Origin of the sequence: Bradyrhizobium sp. Mp27 (genome assembly GCF_029953005.1) — a bacterium.
GTDB classification, from domain to species: domain Bacteria; phylum Pseudomonadota; class Alphaproteobacteria; order Rhizobiales; family Xanthobacteraceae; genus Bradyrhizobium; species Bradyrhizobium barranii.
Map to the genome: position 1 here is coordinate 1 of NZ_JASAUS010000052.1, position 14,782 is coordinate 14,782.

The window sequence follows — 14,782 nt, forward strand, 5'->3', positions numbered from 1 at the left end:
GGACTTGTCGCCGTCCTTGCCGATCTTCTTCGACAGCTCGGAATAATAGGTCTGGTTGACCAGCACGCGCGGCAAGGTGTCGCTGTTGAGCTCGACATGCCAGCCGCCATCCGGGCCCGGGCGGACATAGACGTCGGGCACCATGGTCTGGAGCCGCGCCGAGCCGAACTTCATGCCGGGCTTGGGATTGAGGCGGCGGATCTCGCCGATCATGTCGGCAATGTCCTCGTCGTCGACGCCGCAGAGCTTGCGCAACGACGCGATGTCGCGCTTGGCCAGGAGATCAAGGTGCTCGACGAGGGCCTGCATCGCCGGGTCGTAGCGGTCGAGCTCGCGGAGCTGGATCGCCAGGCATTCGCTCAAATTGCGCGCGCAGACGCCAGGCGGATCGAATTTTTGCAGCACGGCAAGGACGTCCTCGACATCGGCTTGCGATGCGCCAAGGCGCTCGGCGGCCTGGCCAAGATCCGGCGGCAGATAGCCGGCCTCGTCGACGAGGTCGATCAGATACTGGCCGATCATGCGCTGCGCCGGGCCGGTGAAGGCGACCGAGAGCTGCTCGGCAAGATGGTCGCCGAGCGTGATCTCCGCGGCGACGAAGGCTTCGAGATTGTAGTCCTCGTCGCCGGAGGCACCGCCGCCCCATTCGGTATAGGTGGTCGGCGCCGCATCCTGGGCGGTGCGCGCGGCGGCCTCGGCCGGTTCCTCGGAGAAGACGTTGTCCAGGCCCGTATCCAGGGTCTGCTCGATCTCGGCGCGGGTGCCGAGATCCTTGCTCATCCATTCTTCCTGGCCTGGCTCGCCCGGACCGCCGCCCGGCTCGTCGTTGTGGCCCCCGTCGGAATCGCTGAACTGGCCGGTCTCGGCCGGGGCTTCACCCGCGGGCGGCTCGTCGTTGGCCCGCTCCAGCAGGGGGTTCCGCTCGAGCTCCTCTTCCACGAAGGTCGTGAGATCGAGATTGGACAATTGCAGCAGCTTGATCGCCTGCATCAGCTGCGGCGTCATGACCAGCGACTGCGATTGCCGGAACTCTAATCTCTGCGTGAGCGCCATGAAGCAAGAACCGATCCCAAAAGTTGGTCCGATTTTTGCTTATCCTAGTCCAGGCCCTATGTACACGGCTTGACGAACGGGAAAAAAGGGCTAGAGGCGGAATTCCTCGCCAAGGTAAAGCCGGCGAACGTCGGGATCGGCGACGATCTCATCCGGGCTACCCTCGGTCAAGATTTCACCGGCATAGACGATATAGGCGCGATCGGTCAGGCCGAGCGTCTCGCGGACATTGTGGTCGGTGATCAGCACGCCGATGCCGCGGTTGGTGAGATGGCGGACGAGGTCCTGAATGTCGCCGACCGCGATCGGATCGATGCCCGCGAAAGGTTCGTCGAGCAGCATGTAGTTCGGACGCGTCGCCAGCGCGCGCGCAATCTCGACGCGGCGGCGCTCGCCGCCCGACAGCGCGATCGACGGCGATTTCCGCAAGCGCGTGATGTTGAATTCGTCGAGCAGCGAGTCGAGCTGCTGCTCGCGCTTCTTGCGCGAGGGCTCGACCACTTCGAGCACGGCGCGGATGTTCTGCTCGACGGTGAGGCCGCGAAAGATCGAGGCTTCCTGCGGCAGATAGCCGATGCCGAGCCGCGCGCGCTGATACATCGGCAGCTTGGTGACGTCGTGGCCGTCGAGCTCGATAGCGCCGCGATCGGGCTTGATCAGGCCGGTGATCATGTAGAACACGGTGGTCTTGCCGGCGCCGTTCGGGCCGAGCAGGCCGACCGCTTCGCCGCGGCGCACATAGATGCTGACGCCGCGCACCACCTGGCGGCTGCCGAAACTCTTTTCCACGCTATGCACAGCCAGGAAGCCCGGCCGCTTCAGAAGCTGCGGCCCGCCGGCGCCGTTGGGCCTGCTGGCGGCCCTCACGGGATGCACCGCCTGGGCACGCGGAGGCTCGGTCTGGTAGTCGGCTTGATAATCGGCCTGGAAATGGTCGGGCGCGCGCATCGGCTGGTCACGGGCGATCGGCGATGCATCGCGCACCGGGCTGGGCACGAGACCGCCGACGCTGTCACCGAGGGCGGTGATGTCCTGGCGCGCAAATCCTGGCCGGCCGCGCTTGGCGGGGCGCCGACGGAACATGCTGAAGAGATCGACCATCCCGCCTTCTAGCCTTTCACGACAATCCCGCGCGATGATCCGCGCGTGATCCCGCGATCTGCCGCACCGGCCTTGCGATTCGCCAGCACAGCATGAGTGAAGGGATGTCTCATGCCCAGTGAAACACGCCCGAAAAGCGGCGGACCCCGCTTGGAAAGCCCTTCGCGCTAGATACAGCCTCGCCGGGCAAGCTTCAACCTCGGATCGGGAGAATCTGGCCCAAGCGCTTGAAGTTACTTCAGGAATTTACTTTTGTTTGGCTGCGCCGGGCAATTGCAGAGGCGGCGCCGGAGCGGGCTTGCCCGGGCTCCCCGGTCCGCAATCATTGCTGCCGCCCTGCGGCAGCAATGCCTGCACCCTGCCGCTGTCGGATTCCACCCGCGAGACGCCCGTGGTCATGTCGACCGCCAGACGGTCGCCGCGCAGCACGTTCCTGCACTGCGTGAGGACGACGCCGCCGAGCATGGTGATGAGGTTGGTCTTGGTGTCGAACACGGCTGTCTCGCCGGTCACCACCTGGTCCTTCTGGGTGACGACGACATTGCCGCGCGCCTCCAACCGCTTGATCGAGGAGCTGCCGCCCGGCCCCGGCTGCGCCGACTGCATCGGCGCACCCTTGGTCCCCTTCGCCGCGGGCTGCGGCGCGGCCGGCTTGTCGCCGCCGCCGGAGTCGTAAAACACCACGAGCGTCTTCGAGGTCATGGTGGTGTCGCCCTGGATGACCTTCACATTGCCGGAGAAGGTCGCCTCCTTCTTCTTGTCGCGCATCTCGAGCGAGGCGGCTTCGATCTGGATCGGCTGGTCGCGGTTTTGCGAAAAGCCCTGCATTGCGTTGGGCACGCCTTGCATCGTGCTCTGCGCGACGGCCGCACCGGTTGCGGCCAGCGCGACGGTGACGGCGAGCGCGGCCACACCGAGAATGGCACACCGCTTGTCTTCGTTGCGCGAAAAGAATCCCATCATGAAAATCACTTCGAATTGGCAGACTTGTTCTGAGGCGTGCGTGTCTTCACAGGCGGCGCGGGCTGCTCGGCCGGCGCAGGCTGGGCAGCGGCGGGGTCATCCAGCTTGTCCAGATGCATCACCACATTGCCCTCGAAGCGGATGACGTCGCCGCCTTCCGTGATCCGCAGCCGGTCGGCGGTCAGCGTTCCGTTGGTCAGCTTGACGTCGACATGCTCATCCGAGGAGACCGTTCCCTTACCCATGTCGACGAAGGCCGAGTTCAGCCGCGCCTCGTAGCCGCTCGAGGTGCGCAGGAAGATGTCCTTGTGCAGGTCGAGCTGCTGCTGCTTGTTGTCGAAGCGGCCGGTGCGGGCATCGAGCAGCAGCGTCGATTTGTCTTCCATCAGCACCTTCGCGCGCAAATCATTGAGATCGACATGGTCAGGATCGGTGATGTCCTGTGTCGCGGTCTTGGCCCAGAGCTCGTAGGGCCGCTGGTCCGGCGTGAAGCCCGCCAGATGCGGCGATTCCATCGTGATCTTGGTGCCTGTCACCACGAGATTTCCGGAGTCGAGCTTCACGGGGATCTGGAAGGGATTGAGGAAGGTCGAGACGGCGACGATCGCGGCCATCGACGCAGCCACCGTTACCGGCACCGCGATGCGCAGAATCCGCACCAGGCGGCTGTGGCGCGCCGCGCTGGCAAACTTCGCCGCAAGCGTGGCGTCGTAGGTTGGGCTCTGGGCCGAATTCACCGCTGCTCCAGGGTGGTAGCTCACCTTTTCACGTCGATGGCGCGCCATTGTACCCGGCTCCGCCGCAACATGCAGCCCGCGACACGCCGTTACGAAAGTGTCCGAAACGGGGCGGCAGGCCTCGGTCCGGGGCGGCGGAAGGCCTCAGGAATGCGCAAAGATATCCTCTTCCTGCCAGCCCTGGAGGTCGAGCAGGGCGCGGGTCGGCAGGAAGTCGAAACAGGCTTTTGCCAGCGCGGTGCGGCCCTCCCGCACCAGCATGGCGTCGAGCCGCTCGCGCAGGGCATGAAGGTGCAGCACGTCGGAGGCGGCGTAGGCGAGCTGCGGCTCGGTCAGGCTGTCGGAACCCCAGTCGCTGGATTGCTGCTGCTTGGAGAGGTCGACATTGAGCACCTCGCGCACGAGGTCCTTGAGGCCATGCCGGTCGGTGTAGGTGCGGGTCAGGCGCGAGGCAATCTTGGTGCAATAAATCGGGCCGGTCATGACGCCAAACGTCTCGTACAGCACCGCGACGTCGAACCGCGCGAAATGGAAGATCTTCGTGATCCCGGGATTGGCCAGCAGGGCCTTCAGGTTCGGCGCGTCGGTGTGACCCTTGGGGATCTGCACCACGTCGGCGCTGCCGTCGCCGGGCGAGAGCTGCACCACGCAGAGCCGGTCGCGATGCGGGTTCAGCCCCATGGTTTCGGTGTCGATCGCCACCGCTCCGGTGTAGCGGGACAGGTCGGGCAGGTCGCCGCGATGCAGGCGTACGGTCATGGCGTTTCAAAACCTCAATCGAATTGGTCGGTCGGCATCATAAGCTAATCGGATTGCCCGCGATGTAGCCACTGGCGGCGGGCCGCGCAAGCGGCAGCTGGTCCCGCCGGGGCGCGGTCAGATCGCCGCCAGCATGATGCAGATCATCGCCGCCACCGTCGCGCGGCTGGCGCCATCGCGAAAAGTGTAGAGAATCGGATCGTCGGGCATCTCGCGGCGATGCGCCATCATCAGGGCGCGGCCGAACCAGTAGAGCAGCAGCGGGTTGAGCAGCCACAGCATCCAGGGACGGCTGTAGAGCGGCGTCACCGCGGAGGAGGAGACGTAGAGCGAGAACACGGTCACCGCGTTCATGGCGCTCGCCGCCGCCATCGCGCCGATGATGTGCAGGTCGGTGATCCTGTAATCGCGGTTGGAGGGATCGGCGAGGCCGGCGCTCTCGCGCATGCTGAGCTCGCTGAAGCGCTTGATCAGCGCCAGCGAGGTGAACACAAACAGCGAGAAGATCAAGAGCCATTCCGACAGCACCACGCCGACGCCGACCGCGCCGGCGATGATGCGCAGCGTGTAGAGGCCGGCGAGCGTCACGACGTCGACCAGCATCTTGCGCTTGAGCGCGAGCGAATAGGCGATCGTGGTGGCGAGATAGCCGCCGAGCACACCGAGGAACAGAGGCGAGATGCAGAGGCTGGCGGCAACCGCGAGCAGCCACAGCGCGGGGATCGCAAGCAGCGCCGAGGACATCGGCAGCCGACCTGCCGCCAGCGCGCGATGGCGCTTGGTCGGATGCTGCCGGTCGGCGGCGAGGTCGAGCAGATCGTTCATCAGATAGGCACCCGACGCGCAGGCCGAGAACGCCAGGAACGCCAGTAATGCGTAGCCGAGCGTCGCAAGATTCATCTGATGCGCCGTGATCGCCGGCACGAACACCAGCGTGTTCTTGGCGTATTGATAGACGCGCAGCGCCTGCGCCCAGGTTTTGAGGCTGGCACGGCTGCTGCCGCGCGTCTCGATGCGCTCCATGGAGGCGCGGTCGAACGGCAGCCGGTCACCCGCCGCGAGATCGGCCGGCGCAACGACGCCGTCGAACCCGAGATGCGCGGCAATGCCCGCCGCATGATGCGCAAACCGGCCGGCAACCAGATAGATTGCCTCGCCCCGCGCCCGCGCCGCCAGCGCCTGGTTCAGCACGTCGGCATCATAGGGCAGATGGGCGTAGTCGAGCTCGGCTTGCGCCAGGATATCCGTGAGCGCAGCCATGCCCGGACGTCCGCCCGCGCCGAAGCGGGCCAGCAGGCGGCCGGGGCTGGAGAACAGCGCTTCCAGCAGCAGCTCGGAACGGAGCAGGGCACCCTCGAGATCGATGACAAGCGTCCGCGCCGCAGCGGGGACCGCCGACGGTGTGGGGACGCCCGAATCGTAGTGCCAGGCAGGCTGCTCCATCCGAAAACGCTCTATTGGCCGCAACATGACCGGCCCTGAGGCCGGGGAGCAGGGAAATGGACGGCCGAGAGCCTAGGGGGCATTCGCTAAGGGCGACTTAACCGGGGCAAAAGAGCGGCCGAAAGCGGGCGCAAAGCACCTGCAGATATGACGAAAACCACAGTCTCGTTAAGGAGATAAGGACGGGGATAGCGTCAAGCGGCCTTCCTCGCCCCAGGTGCGAAATTGCAGTCCGAGCAGGTCGTAGCGGACCCGAAGGTAGCCGTCCGGACCGTGCACCACGGCATCGGGCGCGATCCGCTCAACCGCCTGGGCCATCACACCGACATAGAAGGTGTCGTCCCAGAGGTAGCGAAAACGGTAGAGGCAAATCCCGCTGTCGAGACACCGGATCAGCAAGACATCGCGCTTGAGCCGCCTGTCGGATGTAACGGGCGGTAGTGGCGGAGGCGGTGGTGGCGGCGCAGTCACCACTGCGGGTAGGGGCTGCGGAGGGGGCGGTCCATACTTGTCGTAAGACCGCTCAATCGATCTCGGGGTGCCCGTGTCCTGGCTCTCGCCGCGGCTCTGCGAAACCGGCGCGCCGGTATAAGACAACTTTGGCTGTGTGAAGATGATTGCACGCTGGCGCATCGACCTGGCGAGCCCGCCATTGACGCATTCGCCGCCGGCAGTCCTGCCCTCAGGGCATCTTGTCTGCGCCTGCGCCCGATCGAAAAGCGACAAGCCGGCGGCGAATGCCATGGCAAGAGCAAGGCCGCTCAACCCAGTGATGATGCGCGTCAAAATTTCATACTCCCGCCAAACATCGCAATCCAGCCGCGAACGCGCAAATCGGGCGTCAGCTCGGTGAGATTCTCGCTGATCCAGAAATGCTCCGCGCTCGCTTTCAAGGACATGCCCTCGCGTAGCGAATATTGCGCAGAGCCTCCGGTCCCGATGCGGGTCTTTGCCGGAATGAATTGCTGCGTGATCGGATTGTAGGAATTTTGATCGCGCCGCATGTAGTTTACCATCGGTGCGACGGTCCAGTTGCCGCTCGTGAAGGGTTGCTCGAGGCGATACCGATACACGGCGCTGTTGGAGCGAAACGACTCGGGAATGATTTTCATCAGGTCCGGATCGAGAACCCTGTTCTTCTCGGCGTTCGTCCACGACGCCGTGAATGTCGTGCTCGACGATGTCGTCCATGCATATCCGACCGTGCCTGATAGCGTGTAGCGGTCGCCAAGCGCGTAGGATGAAATTTGATCCAGATAGGTCGCGGTTTCGTGGGCATAGGACGCCGAAACCAGCAGCGTCAGGTTTGCCAGCTGGTAACCGAGCGACGCACTCTGCGTTTCAACCCGTCCCGGCCCCACCAATGTGCTTGCCTGCGGCTCCACGCTTGCGGGATCGAGCAGCGCTTCCATTCGATATGCGCCGCGCCACGTATAGCCGGAGCTGAACGTCAGGATGAGTTGCTCGCCGATGGGCAGGTTGACGCCGACGGTCGGCCCTATGTTCAAGCCTTCGCCAAATGTTGCGATGTCGACGATGTCCTGATCCATCCGTGCATTCGCCGCGCTGCCATAAAGAGCCGTCGTCCCCGAGGGGAGGTTGACGTTCATCGAGATGAAGGGCTGAATTCCGGGAATGCCGAGATAGGTCGCGGTCCCCGATACGACCGTGTCGGTCGTGGTCGTCACGCTACCGGTCAGCCCCGGCGTCGATTGCCACGACCAGACATAGCCGCCCCTGCCGAGCAGATCGACTTTCAAGTTTTCGAGCGGCTGCCCGCTCGCCTGGATCGTCAGTGGCGCATAGACCTGCGTACCGGCGCCTGCCGCCGTCGAGCCGCTGGCAGGAAAACCTCGCGTGCCACTCCAGCTCGCATAGCGCAATTCCTGATCGGCGCTCAGCGACCAGTTCGGCTCGTCGGCATTCGCGAGCGAGGAAACCGTAAGGCAGGCCATGGCCACACGCGCGCGTTTCCATACGTCTCGAACATAATCGCAGAGGCGCGCGCGCATGATGAGCTAATACGACATGCCGTTGGAGAACACTGACAGCAGCGAGATCGCCGGATGCACGGCGACCTCGCTACTGGACACGCAATCAAGCCGCGGTTACGGCTTCTTTCCGGACGTGGGTGCTGGCGGCTTGGGGGGCGCCGGAGTGGGCTTCGGCGGCGGCGGGATGTTCTTCCGTACTGCCGCGTCGCCCAGCGACGGAGAATTCCTGTAAGCCATGACCGGGGCGGCGCTGACCGCTGCGAACAACGCCGCGGCGATCATCATTCGATACATCATGATCTTTGTTCCTCTTCAAGATCCGTCGGGGAGCAGTGAAAAATTCCAGCCGATGACGGTCGCGACTGAGAATCTGTTGGCTGAGCGGTTCATTGCGATTTCTTCTGCAGAGGTGCGGCCAGCTTGGCGGGAGGCGCTTGGGTCTGGGCTTGGGTCTGGGCCTGAGCCTGCGGCTGCACGGATGCTTCCGGCGTGGCGATGGCGATTCCGAACAGGCGCCATTGCCCGGCCACGATCTGGAATGTGAGATTGAACTTGATCTGCTGCGGCTGGGTTGGAATGTAACCTGCGAGGCGCAGCATTCCCCGTTGATCGAGTGCGGGTGCATCGGCGAATTGCGGCGCCAGCAACGCCGCGCCGTAGAGATCGAAATTGCGACGCCGCAGGTCGAGAAAATTCAGCCCGAGATCGGCGGCGGTGTTACGCGCCTGGAAATCGGGCGCGGCGAGATCGCGCAGCACCGTGTAATTGCCGGTGCGGTTGGCATCGTTGAGCGTGAGCAGCGTCGAGCGGATCAGATAGAGCGCCTGCTCCAGCGTCACGGGCAGGGACGGTTGCACGGGAGCGGCCGCCGGCGCAGGCGCCTTTTGTTGTGCTGCCGCCCTGTGGTTCCCGCAGGAAAACAGTAGCGCCAGCGCAATCAGGGCACGCGCCACCGGCTGCATGGAATGACCACGCATACCGTCACCAGCCGACGCGCATTCCGACGCGTCCGCCCAATCCGCCGCCATTCGTGCCGTAGGTCAGGCCGCCGCTGGCCTGCACGTGCTCGCTGACGCGGAGCGCGGCACTCATGGAGAGCGCGTTGGTGTTCTGAAACGTGCCCCAGTTCATGGTCACCGCGACCTTTTCAGACGGCATCAGCCACGGCGAGCCGGACATCGCGAAGGCCATCGCGACACCGTTGATCGCCTTGCCGGTCCTGCCGTCGAGGTCGTTGAGGCGGGCATTGATGCCGGCGAGCTGATTGTTGATGCCTGCGATGTCGCCGGAGCTGGCGAGCCCGAGCGCAGCAAGCGACGTGGAAGCGAGATTGCCGGCGGCGTCCGTGGTGACGAGTTGGGTCGGCCCGGATTGTGCGGCCGTGCTCGCGGCCGAGGCGATGCCGGCCATCGTGTAGGTGTTGGTCGCGGTGCCAAAGACCTGCTGGTTCGCGCGCGTCGCAGTGGCGCCAGCGCCGATCGCGGTGGAGTTCGCAAAGGTCGCCGACGCGCCGGCGCCGAAGGCCGACGCGTTCGCACCGGTGGCGGTGGCAACGTTGCCCACCGCGGTATTCGCGACGCCGTTTCCGCTCGCGTTGGCGTCGGTGCCGATCGCGACGTTTGCGCTGCCGGTGCCGTTTGCCAGGGCGCCAGCCCCGCTCGCGGTGTTCCCGGAATTGGCGCCGCTCGCGTTGGAAAGATAACCGTTCGCCGCGTTGAAGCTGCCGGCGCCACTGGCATTGGCGCCGTCGCCGGTCGCGACGTTTCGGCTTCCGGCCCCGCTCGCGTTGGCGTTCAAGCCGGTCGCGACATTGGAGCTGACATTGCCGCTGGCGTTGGCGTTGGTTCCGGACGCGACGTTGTTGCTGGTGTTGCCGACGGCATTGGCGTTCGCCCCGGTCGCGATATTCTGGCTGCCGGTGCCACTGGCGTGGGCGCTGGATCCGACCGCGACGTTCTTGCTGCCGTCACCGCTGGCAATGGCGTCAAACCCGCTCGCGGTGTTGGAGCTGTTGTTGCCGTTGGCAAGAGCTTCCCCGGTCGCGGTGTTGATGCTGTTGTTGCCGCTGGCATTGGCGTTGTCCCCGACCGCGGTATTGACGCTGCTATTACCGCTGGCGTTGGCGAGACCAACGGCGATGTTGCCACTGACGTTGCCGCTGGCGTTGGCGCCAAACCCGATCGCGCTGTTATTGCCGCCTGTGCCGGTCGCATTGGCATTGGTTCCGCAGGCGAAATTACCGCCTGATCCGGTTGCCGTTGCACCTTGCGCAGAGGCGGCAGTATCGACGCACACGAACTGCGCCCGGGCTTGCGGAGCGCCCGCACCAGTCGCGAGCGCGGCAATGAGTGCGGTTGCAAGTAAAGCGGCTGCTCGCGTCCGGAATACGACTGAAATATTCATGTTTAGCCCCCCACCATCCCCCAATTGGCCATTGGGGAGCGCGCGCCGCGGGGAATTTGTAGGCAGACCGCCGTCAATGCCGGCGTCGGTCCAGCGTGACAGCAGCGTGACTCCTGCACGCGTGACATTCAAAGTATGTCAAAGCATGTAAGGTGTGGCTCCGGGGATACTATCGCCGAGCCACGTTCGCCATTGGAGTGAGAGACTACGTGCCGCTTCCGAGATTTGGTCTTTCGCTGTTCGGGCGCTTTGAGCTGACGACAAATGACGGCGTGGTTCCGTTGCCGGGCCGGAAGCTTGCGGGATTGCTGGCCTATCTGGCCTGCACAGCGCCGCGCCCCCAGCCGCGCGAAAGGCTCGCGAACCTGCTGTGGGGCTCGCATTTCGAGACCCAGGCGCGGCAGAATCTGCGCCAGAGCCTTGTGCGGTTACGGCGGATTCTCGGCCAAGACTCCATTTTCAGCGACGACAACGACGTCTGGCTCGCGCCCGGCGTGATCGATTGCGATGTGGTCCGCTTCGAGACGTTGATCGTCGAGGGCAGCCGCGCGTCGCTGGCCGCGGCCGCCGATCTCTATCGCAATCCGCTGCTGACGGATCTGAATATCGAAGAAGACGCATGGTCGGAATGGCGCGACCAGGAGCGGGAGCGGCTGGACGGCATGGCGGTCGATTCCATGGTCAGACACGGCCGGTACGCGCTGCAGTCCGGACATGCGGAATCCGCGCTCAGGAATGCCAACCGGGCCATTGCGGTGAATGGCCTGCGCGAGGACGCGCATCGGCTGATCATCGAGGCGCTCACCGCCACCGGACGCAGGGCTGAGGCGCTCAAGCGCTATCAGGATCTCGTCGCGCTGCTCAAGCGCGAGCTGAACACGGAGCCCGATGCGGTCACCCAGTCGCTCGTCGCGGAGCTCCGCAGCGCCAGACCATCCGATGCAGCGCGGGCGAACGAGCCCCTGGATGGCGTCCACGCGCGCAAGACCGAAGTCGCAGCCGTCGCGCTACGCGACGACGATGCCCCTTTAGGATCGCTCCGCCCGGGCAGCCGCCAGCAGCGCCAGTTGACGATCATGGCCTGCCATCTGATCGGCGCGATGACCCTGTCCGCAGAGCGCGACCCCGAGGACGTCCACGACCAGATCGTCGCCTTTCATCAGGTCGCAGCCAGGATCGCAGCGCAATTCCATGGCTTCGTCGCCCAGCACCAGGGCAACGGCGTCCTGATCTATTTTGGTTATCCCGCGGCCCGCGAGCACGATGCCGAACGCGCCGTACGCGCCGGCCTCGCCATTGTCGATGCGGTTCGTACCTTGAACGCGCCGGCCGGCACAGCACCGCGGGCGAGCGGGGATCGCGACGGGCCTCGTCGTGATCGGCGAAAGGCCCGGGCCCGGCGACCTGCACCAGCACGTTGCGATCGGCGAGACGCCGGACCTGGCGACGCGGTTGCAGAGCGCAGCCGGGCCGGGCGAGGTCGCGATCGCAGCGAGCACGCGGCGGCTGCTCGGGCAATTGTTCGACACGCGCGCGCTTCCGGATATCGAGGTCAAGGGACTGCCGCAGCCGGTGTCCGCGTGGCAGGTGCTTGGCGAGGCCATGGGCGTCAGCCGCTTCGATGCACGGCGCGCCGATTCATTGTCCGTCCTTGTCGGCCGCCAGGAAGAGATCGAGCTGCTGCTGCGCCGCTGGACTCAGGCGAAGTCCGGCGCGGGCCGCGTGGTGCTGATTTCGGGCGAGCCCGGAATCGGCAAATCGCGCATCGTCGAGAGCCTGCTCGCGAGTCTGGAGGACGAGCAGCACAGCCGCTTGCGCTATTATTGCTCGCCGCATCATACGCACAGCGCGCTCTACCCGTTCATCACCCAGCTCGAACGGGTCGCGAATTTCGAGCCGGGCAGCAGCGCCGGCGCACGGATAGACAGGCTGGAAGCCCTGCTCGCGCCGGCGACGACGAATCTGCCGCGCGACGTCGCACTGATCGCCGAGCTCGTCGGCGTGCTCCTGGACGGACGCTATCCGTCCCTGGCGCTCAGCCCGCAGGAGAAGCGGGAGAAGACTCTCAACGCACTGCTCAATCAGCTTTTAGCCGGGACGGCGCAGGCGCCCAGGCTGATCGTGATCGAGGACGCGCACTGGATCGACCCGACATCGCTCGATCTGCTCGACGCGATAGCGGCCCGCGCCGCAAATCTGCCGCTGCTGCTGCTCGTCACCATCAGGCCGGAATTCCAGCCTTCCTGGATCGGCCATCCACATGTGACGTTGCTGCCGCTCAGCCGTCTTGGCCGCAGCGACAGCGCCGGCATCATTGATGACGTCGCGGGGGACAAGCCGCTCCCCGAGGCCATCGTCGAGCAGATCCTGTCGCGCACCGACGGCATACCATTGTTCATCGAGGAGCTGACCCGCACGCTGCTCGAGCAAGAGCTGTTGCGCGAGGCATCCGACAGCGATGGTCCGGAGCAATCGCGGCCATCGCTCGCCATTCCGGCGACCTTGCAAGCCTCGCTGGCCGCTCGCCTCGATCTGCTGGGCGCGGCGAAGGATGTCGCCTCGATCGGCGCGGCGATCGGGCGGGAATTTTCCTACGAGCTGATCGCCGCAATATCGGCATTACCCCCTGCGGATCTGGACGCCGCCCTCGGACGGTTGTCAACCTCCGGCCTCGTCAGCCGCCGCGGCTCGCCGCCCCAGGCGAACTACACGTTCAAGCACGCGCTGGTGCAGGACGCCGCCTATGTCACGATGCTGAGGAGCCGCAGGCGGCAATTGCATGAGGATATCGGAAGCCGGCTGATCGAAAGCTTTCCAGCGCTGGCCGAAAGCCAGCCCGAGATCGTCGCCCATCATTTCACCGAGGCGGGGCGTGTCCGCGAGGCGACCGACCACTGGATCAAGGCCGGGCGGCTTGCGCGGGCGCGATGGGCCAACCGCGAGGCGGCCAGTTTCCTCGAGCGCGCGCTGCGTGCCCTCGAGACAGAGCCTGAAACCCGTGCAACGCTGGAACAGGCGATCGATCTTCGCATCGACCTGAAGAACTCACTCTTTCCACTCGGTCAGTTCGCGCGCATCGTCGGCTATCTTCGTGAGGCCGAAGCGTTGGCCAGGAATCTCGACGATCCCCGGCGGCTTTGCCTGACCTTCGTTCACATGTGCCAGACGCTCAGCCTGAGCGGCAATCCGCAGGACGCCGTCAAGTTCGGCCGGGACGCCCACCTTCTTGCAGAGAAGCTCGGTGAACTTTCGCTCCGGGTCTCGGCATCGCTGTTTCTCGGGTTGGCGTGCTTTTCGACGCTGCATTACGGGGAGGCCGAATCTCACTATCTCAACGTACTGGAGCTGCTCGAGGGAGAGCTGAGCCTCCAGCAATTTTCCCTTGCCGGATTTCCGGCGGTCACCGCCCATGGCTTTCTCACCCGCATCTATGCCGACCAGGGCAAGTTCGCGCGCGGGACCGCTCATGGCGAGGAAGGTATCCGCCTCGCCGAGGCGGTCGATCACCCCTACAGCCTCGGCATCGTCAGCTGGTGCTTTGCCGATCTGCTGGCGTCCAGGGGAGAGCTGAGCCGTGCGGTCGTGGTGCTGGAGCGCGGACTGGCAGTGGCGCGCGAGTGGAACCTGCCGTTCCTCGTTGCAGGCAATTCCGGCAGCCTCGGTCACGCTTATTCCTTGCTGGGGCGAACTGCCGAAGGCCTGCCGCTGATGGAGCAGGCGCTGGGGGTTTTCGAGAAGATGGGACATCGATTTGCCCAGGCGTTGTTCCTGTCGCCTTTGGGGGAAGCGTACCTGCTCGCAGGCCGGCAGGCGGATGCTCTCAGATCTGCCGGGTGGGCGCTGGCCATGGCGCGTGAAAACGGCCAGCGCAGCGGCGAGGCGGCCGCGCTGCGTCTTCTGGGTGACGCTTCCAGCGGCGATAGCTCTCCGGACCAAGCCGAAGGTTACTACAGGACGGCGCTCTTGCTGGCCGATGAACTCGCCCTGCGCCCGCTCGCCGCGCGCTGCCATCACGGCCTCGGAAAACTGTATCTGCACGCTGGCCGTCCGGATCAAAGTCGCAACGAGCTCGTCACCGCAACGACGATGTTCCGCGAGATGGAGATGCGGTTCTGGTTGGAGCAGGCCGAAGCGGAGTTGAGCGGACTTCCGGAGTCTCTGCTGCTGCGAGAGTGAGCGGCGATGAGGGCTGCGCGTCGCGGGATCTCACACGATTGAGGTCGCGATAGATGACGGACGGTTCTTCGCCGGCAGACTGTTGCATGGATCCCACAACCCGGCGCCAGCTTCATGTTCCGGCAGGGCTTTTGCCGCCCGCCCCGTGAAAAT

Annotated in this window: 13 protein-coding genes and 1 pseudogene; 3 read left to right on the forward strand and 11 right to left on the reverse strand. The window is 65.1% G+C overall.

Translation table 11 applies throughout. The features are described from left to right. From QJT78_RS24660 to QJT78_RS24695, 8 genes are all read right to left on the reverse strand, one after another. On the reverse strand, positions 1 to 1,053 hold a 1,053-nt coding region (locus QJT78_RS24660; RefSeq protein WP_281460341.1), incomplete at its 3' end, for an RNA polymerase sigma-54 factor. Between the two features lie 90 nt (positions 1,054 to 1,143). After that, positions 1,144 to 2,154, reverse strand: a complete 1,011-nt coding sequence (gene lptB / locus QJT78_RS24665; protein WP_028148854.1) for an LPS export ABC transporter ATP-binding protein — start codon at positions 2,152 to 2,154, stop codon at positions 1,144 to 1,146. A gap of 246 nt (positions 2,155 to 2,400) precedes the next feature. Further along, positions 2,401 to 3,117, reverse strand: a complete 717-nt coding sequence (locus tag QJT78_RS24670) for an LptA/OstA family protein (protein ID WP_028148853.1) — start codon at positions 3,115 to 3,117, stop codon at positions 2,401 to 2,403. Positions 3,118 to 3,122: 5 nt separating this feature from the next. Then, positions 3,123 to 3,854 (reverse strand): LPS export ABC transporter periplasmic protein LptC, encoded by a 732-nt coding sequence (gene lptC, locus QJT78_RS24675; RefSeq protein WP_028148852.1) that lies wholly within the window; start codon positions 3,852 to 3,854, stop codon positions 3,123 to 3,125. Positions 3,855 to 3,998: 144 nt separating this feature from the next. Then, positions 3,999 to 4,613 (reverse strand): ribonuclease D, encoded by a 615-nt coding sequence (locus QJT78_RS24680; RefSeq protein ID WP_028148851.1) that lies wholly within the window; start codon positions 4,611 to 4,613, stop codon positions 3,999 to 4,001. Between the two features lie 117 nt (positions 4,614 to 4,730). Next, positions 4,731 to 6,056 (reverse strand): UbiA family prenyltransferase, encoded by a 1,326-nt coding sequence (locus QJT78_RS24685; protein ID WP_028148850.1) that lies wholly within the window; start codon positions 6,054 to 6,056, stop codon positions 4,731 to 4,733. 168 nt (positions 6,057 to 6,224) lie between these two features. Continuing rightward, on the reverse strand, positions 6,225 to 6,842 hold the full coding sequence (locus QJT78_RS24690) for a tail fiber domain-containing protein (RefSeq protein ID WP_038943525.1): 618 nt from the start codon (positions 6,840 to 6,842) through the stop codon (positions 6,225 to 6,227). Then, positions 6,839 to 8,011 carry a hypothetical protein gene (locus tag QJT78_RS24695; protein WP_038943524.1) on the reverse strand — a complete coding sequence of 391 codons (1,173 nt, stop codon included), beginning with the start codon at positions 8,009 to 8,011 and terminating at the stop codon, positions 6,839 to 6,841. Before QJT78_RS24695 ends, QJT78_RS24690 begins: the two co-directional genes overlap by 4 nt. Before the next feature lie 79 nt (positions 8,012 to 8,090). On the opposite strand from QJT78_RS24695, the gene QJT78_RS24700 reads away from it, so the two are divergent. After that, entirely contained in the window at positions 8,091 to 8,282 is a 192-nt protein-coding gene (locus tag QJT78_RS24700) for a hypothetical protein (protein WP_155257775.1), read from the forward strand. A gap of 154 nt (positions 8,283 to 8,436) precedes the next feature. Here the strand turns inward: QJT78_RS24700 and QJT78_RS24705 are convergent, their stop codons facing one another. Next, the gene (locus QJT78_RS24705; RefSeq protein WP_080586606.1) at positions 8,437 to 8,907 is read right to left on the reverse strand and encodes a hypothetical protein; all 471 of its coding nucleotides are present in this window, start codon (positions 8,905 to 8,907) and stop codon (positions 8,437 to 8,439) included. 124 nt (positions 8,908 to 9,031) lie between these two features. Further along, the gene (locus QJT78_RS24710) at positions 9,032 to 10,453 is read right to left on the reverse strand and encodes a YadA-like family protein (protein WP_028148845.1); all 1,422 of its coding nucleotides are present in this window, start codon (positions 10,451 to 10,453) and stop codon (positions 9,032 to 9,034) included. Positions 10,454 to 10,962: 509 nt separating this feature from the next. Between QJT78_RS24710 and QJT78_RS24715 the strand changes: the two are divergent. Further along, positions 10,963 to 11,316: pseudogene (locus tag QJT78_RS24715) on the forward strand (BTAD domain-containing putative transcriptional regulator); the annotation flags it as partial. Between the two features lie 165 nt (positions 11,317 to 11,481). Here the strand turns inward: QJT78_RS24715 and QJT78_RS24720 are convergent. Further along, positions 11,482 to 11,715, reverse strand: a complete 234-nt coding sequence (locus QJT78_RS24720; protein WP_240537602.1) for a hypothetical protein — start codon at positions 11,713 to 11,715, stop codon at positions 11,482 to 11,484. A gap of 112 nt (positions 11,716 to 11,827) precedes the next feature. On the opposite strand from QJT78_RS24720, the gene QJT78_RS24725 reads away from it, so the two are divergent. Further along, positions 11,828 to 14,629 (forward strand): AAA family ATPase, encoded by a 2,802-nt coding sequence (locus QJT78_RS24725; protein WP_244433182.1) that lies wholly within the window; start codon positions 11,828 to 11,830, stop codon positions 14,627 to 14,629. The last annotated feature ends 153 nt before the right edge of the window (positions 14,630 to 14,782 follow it).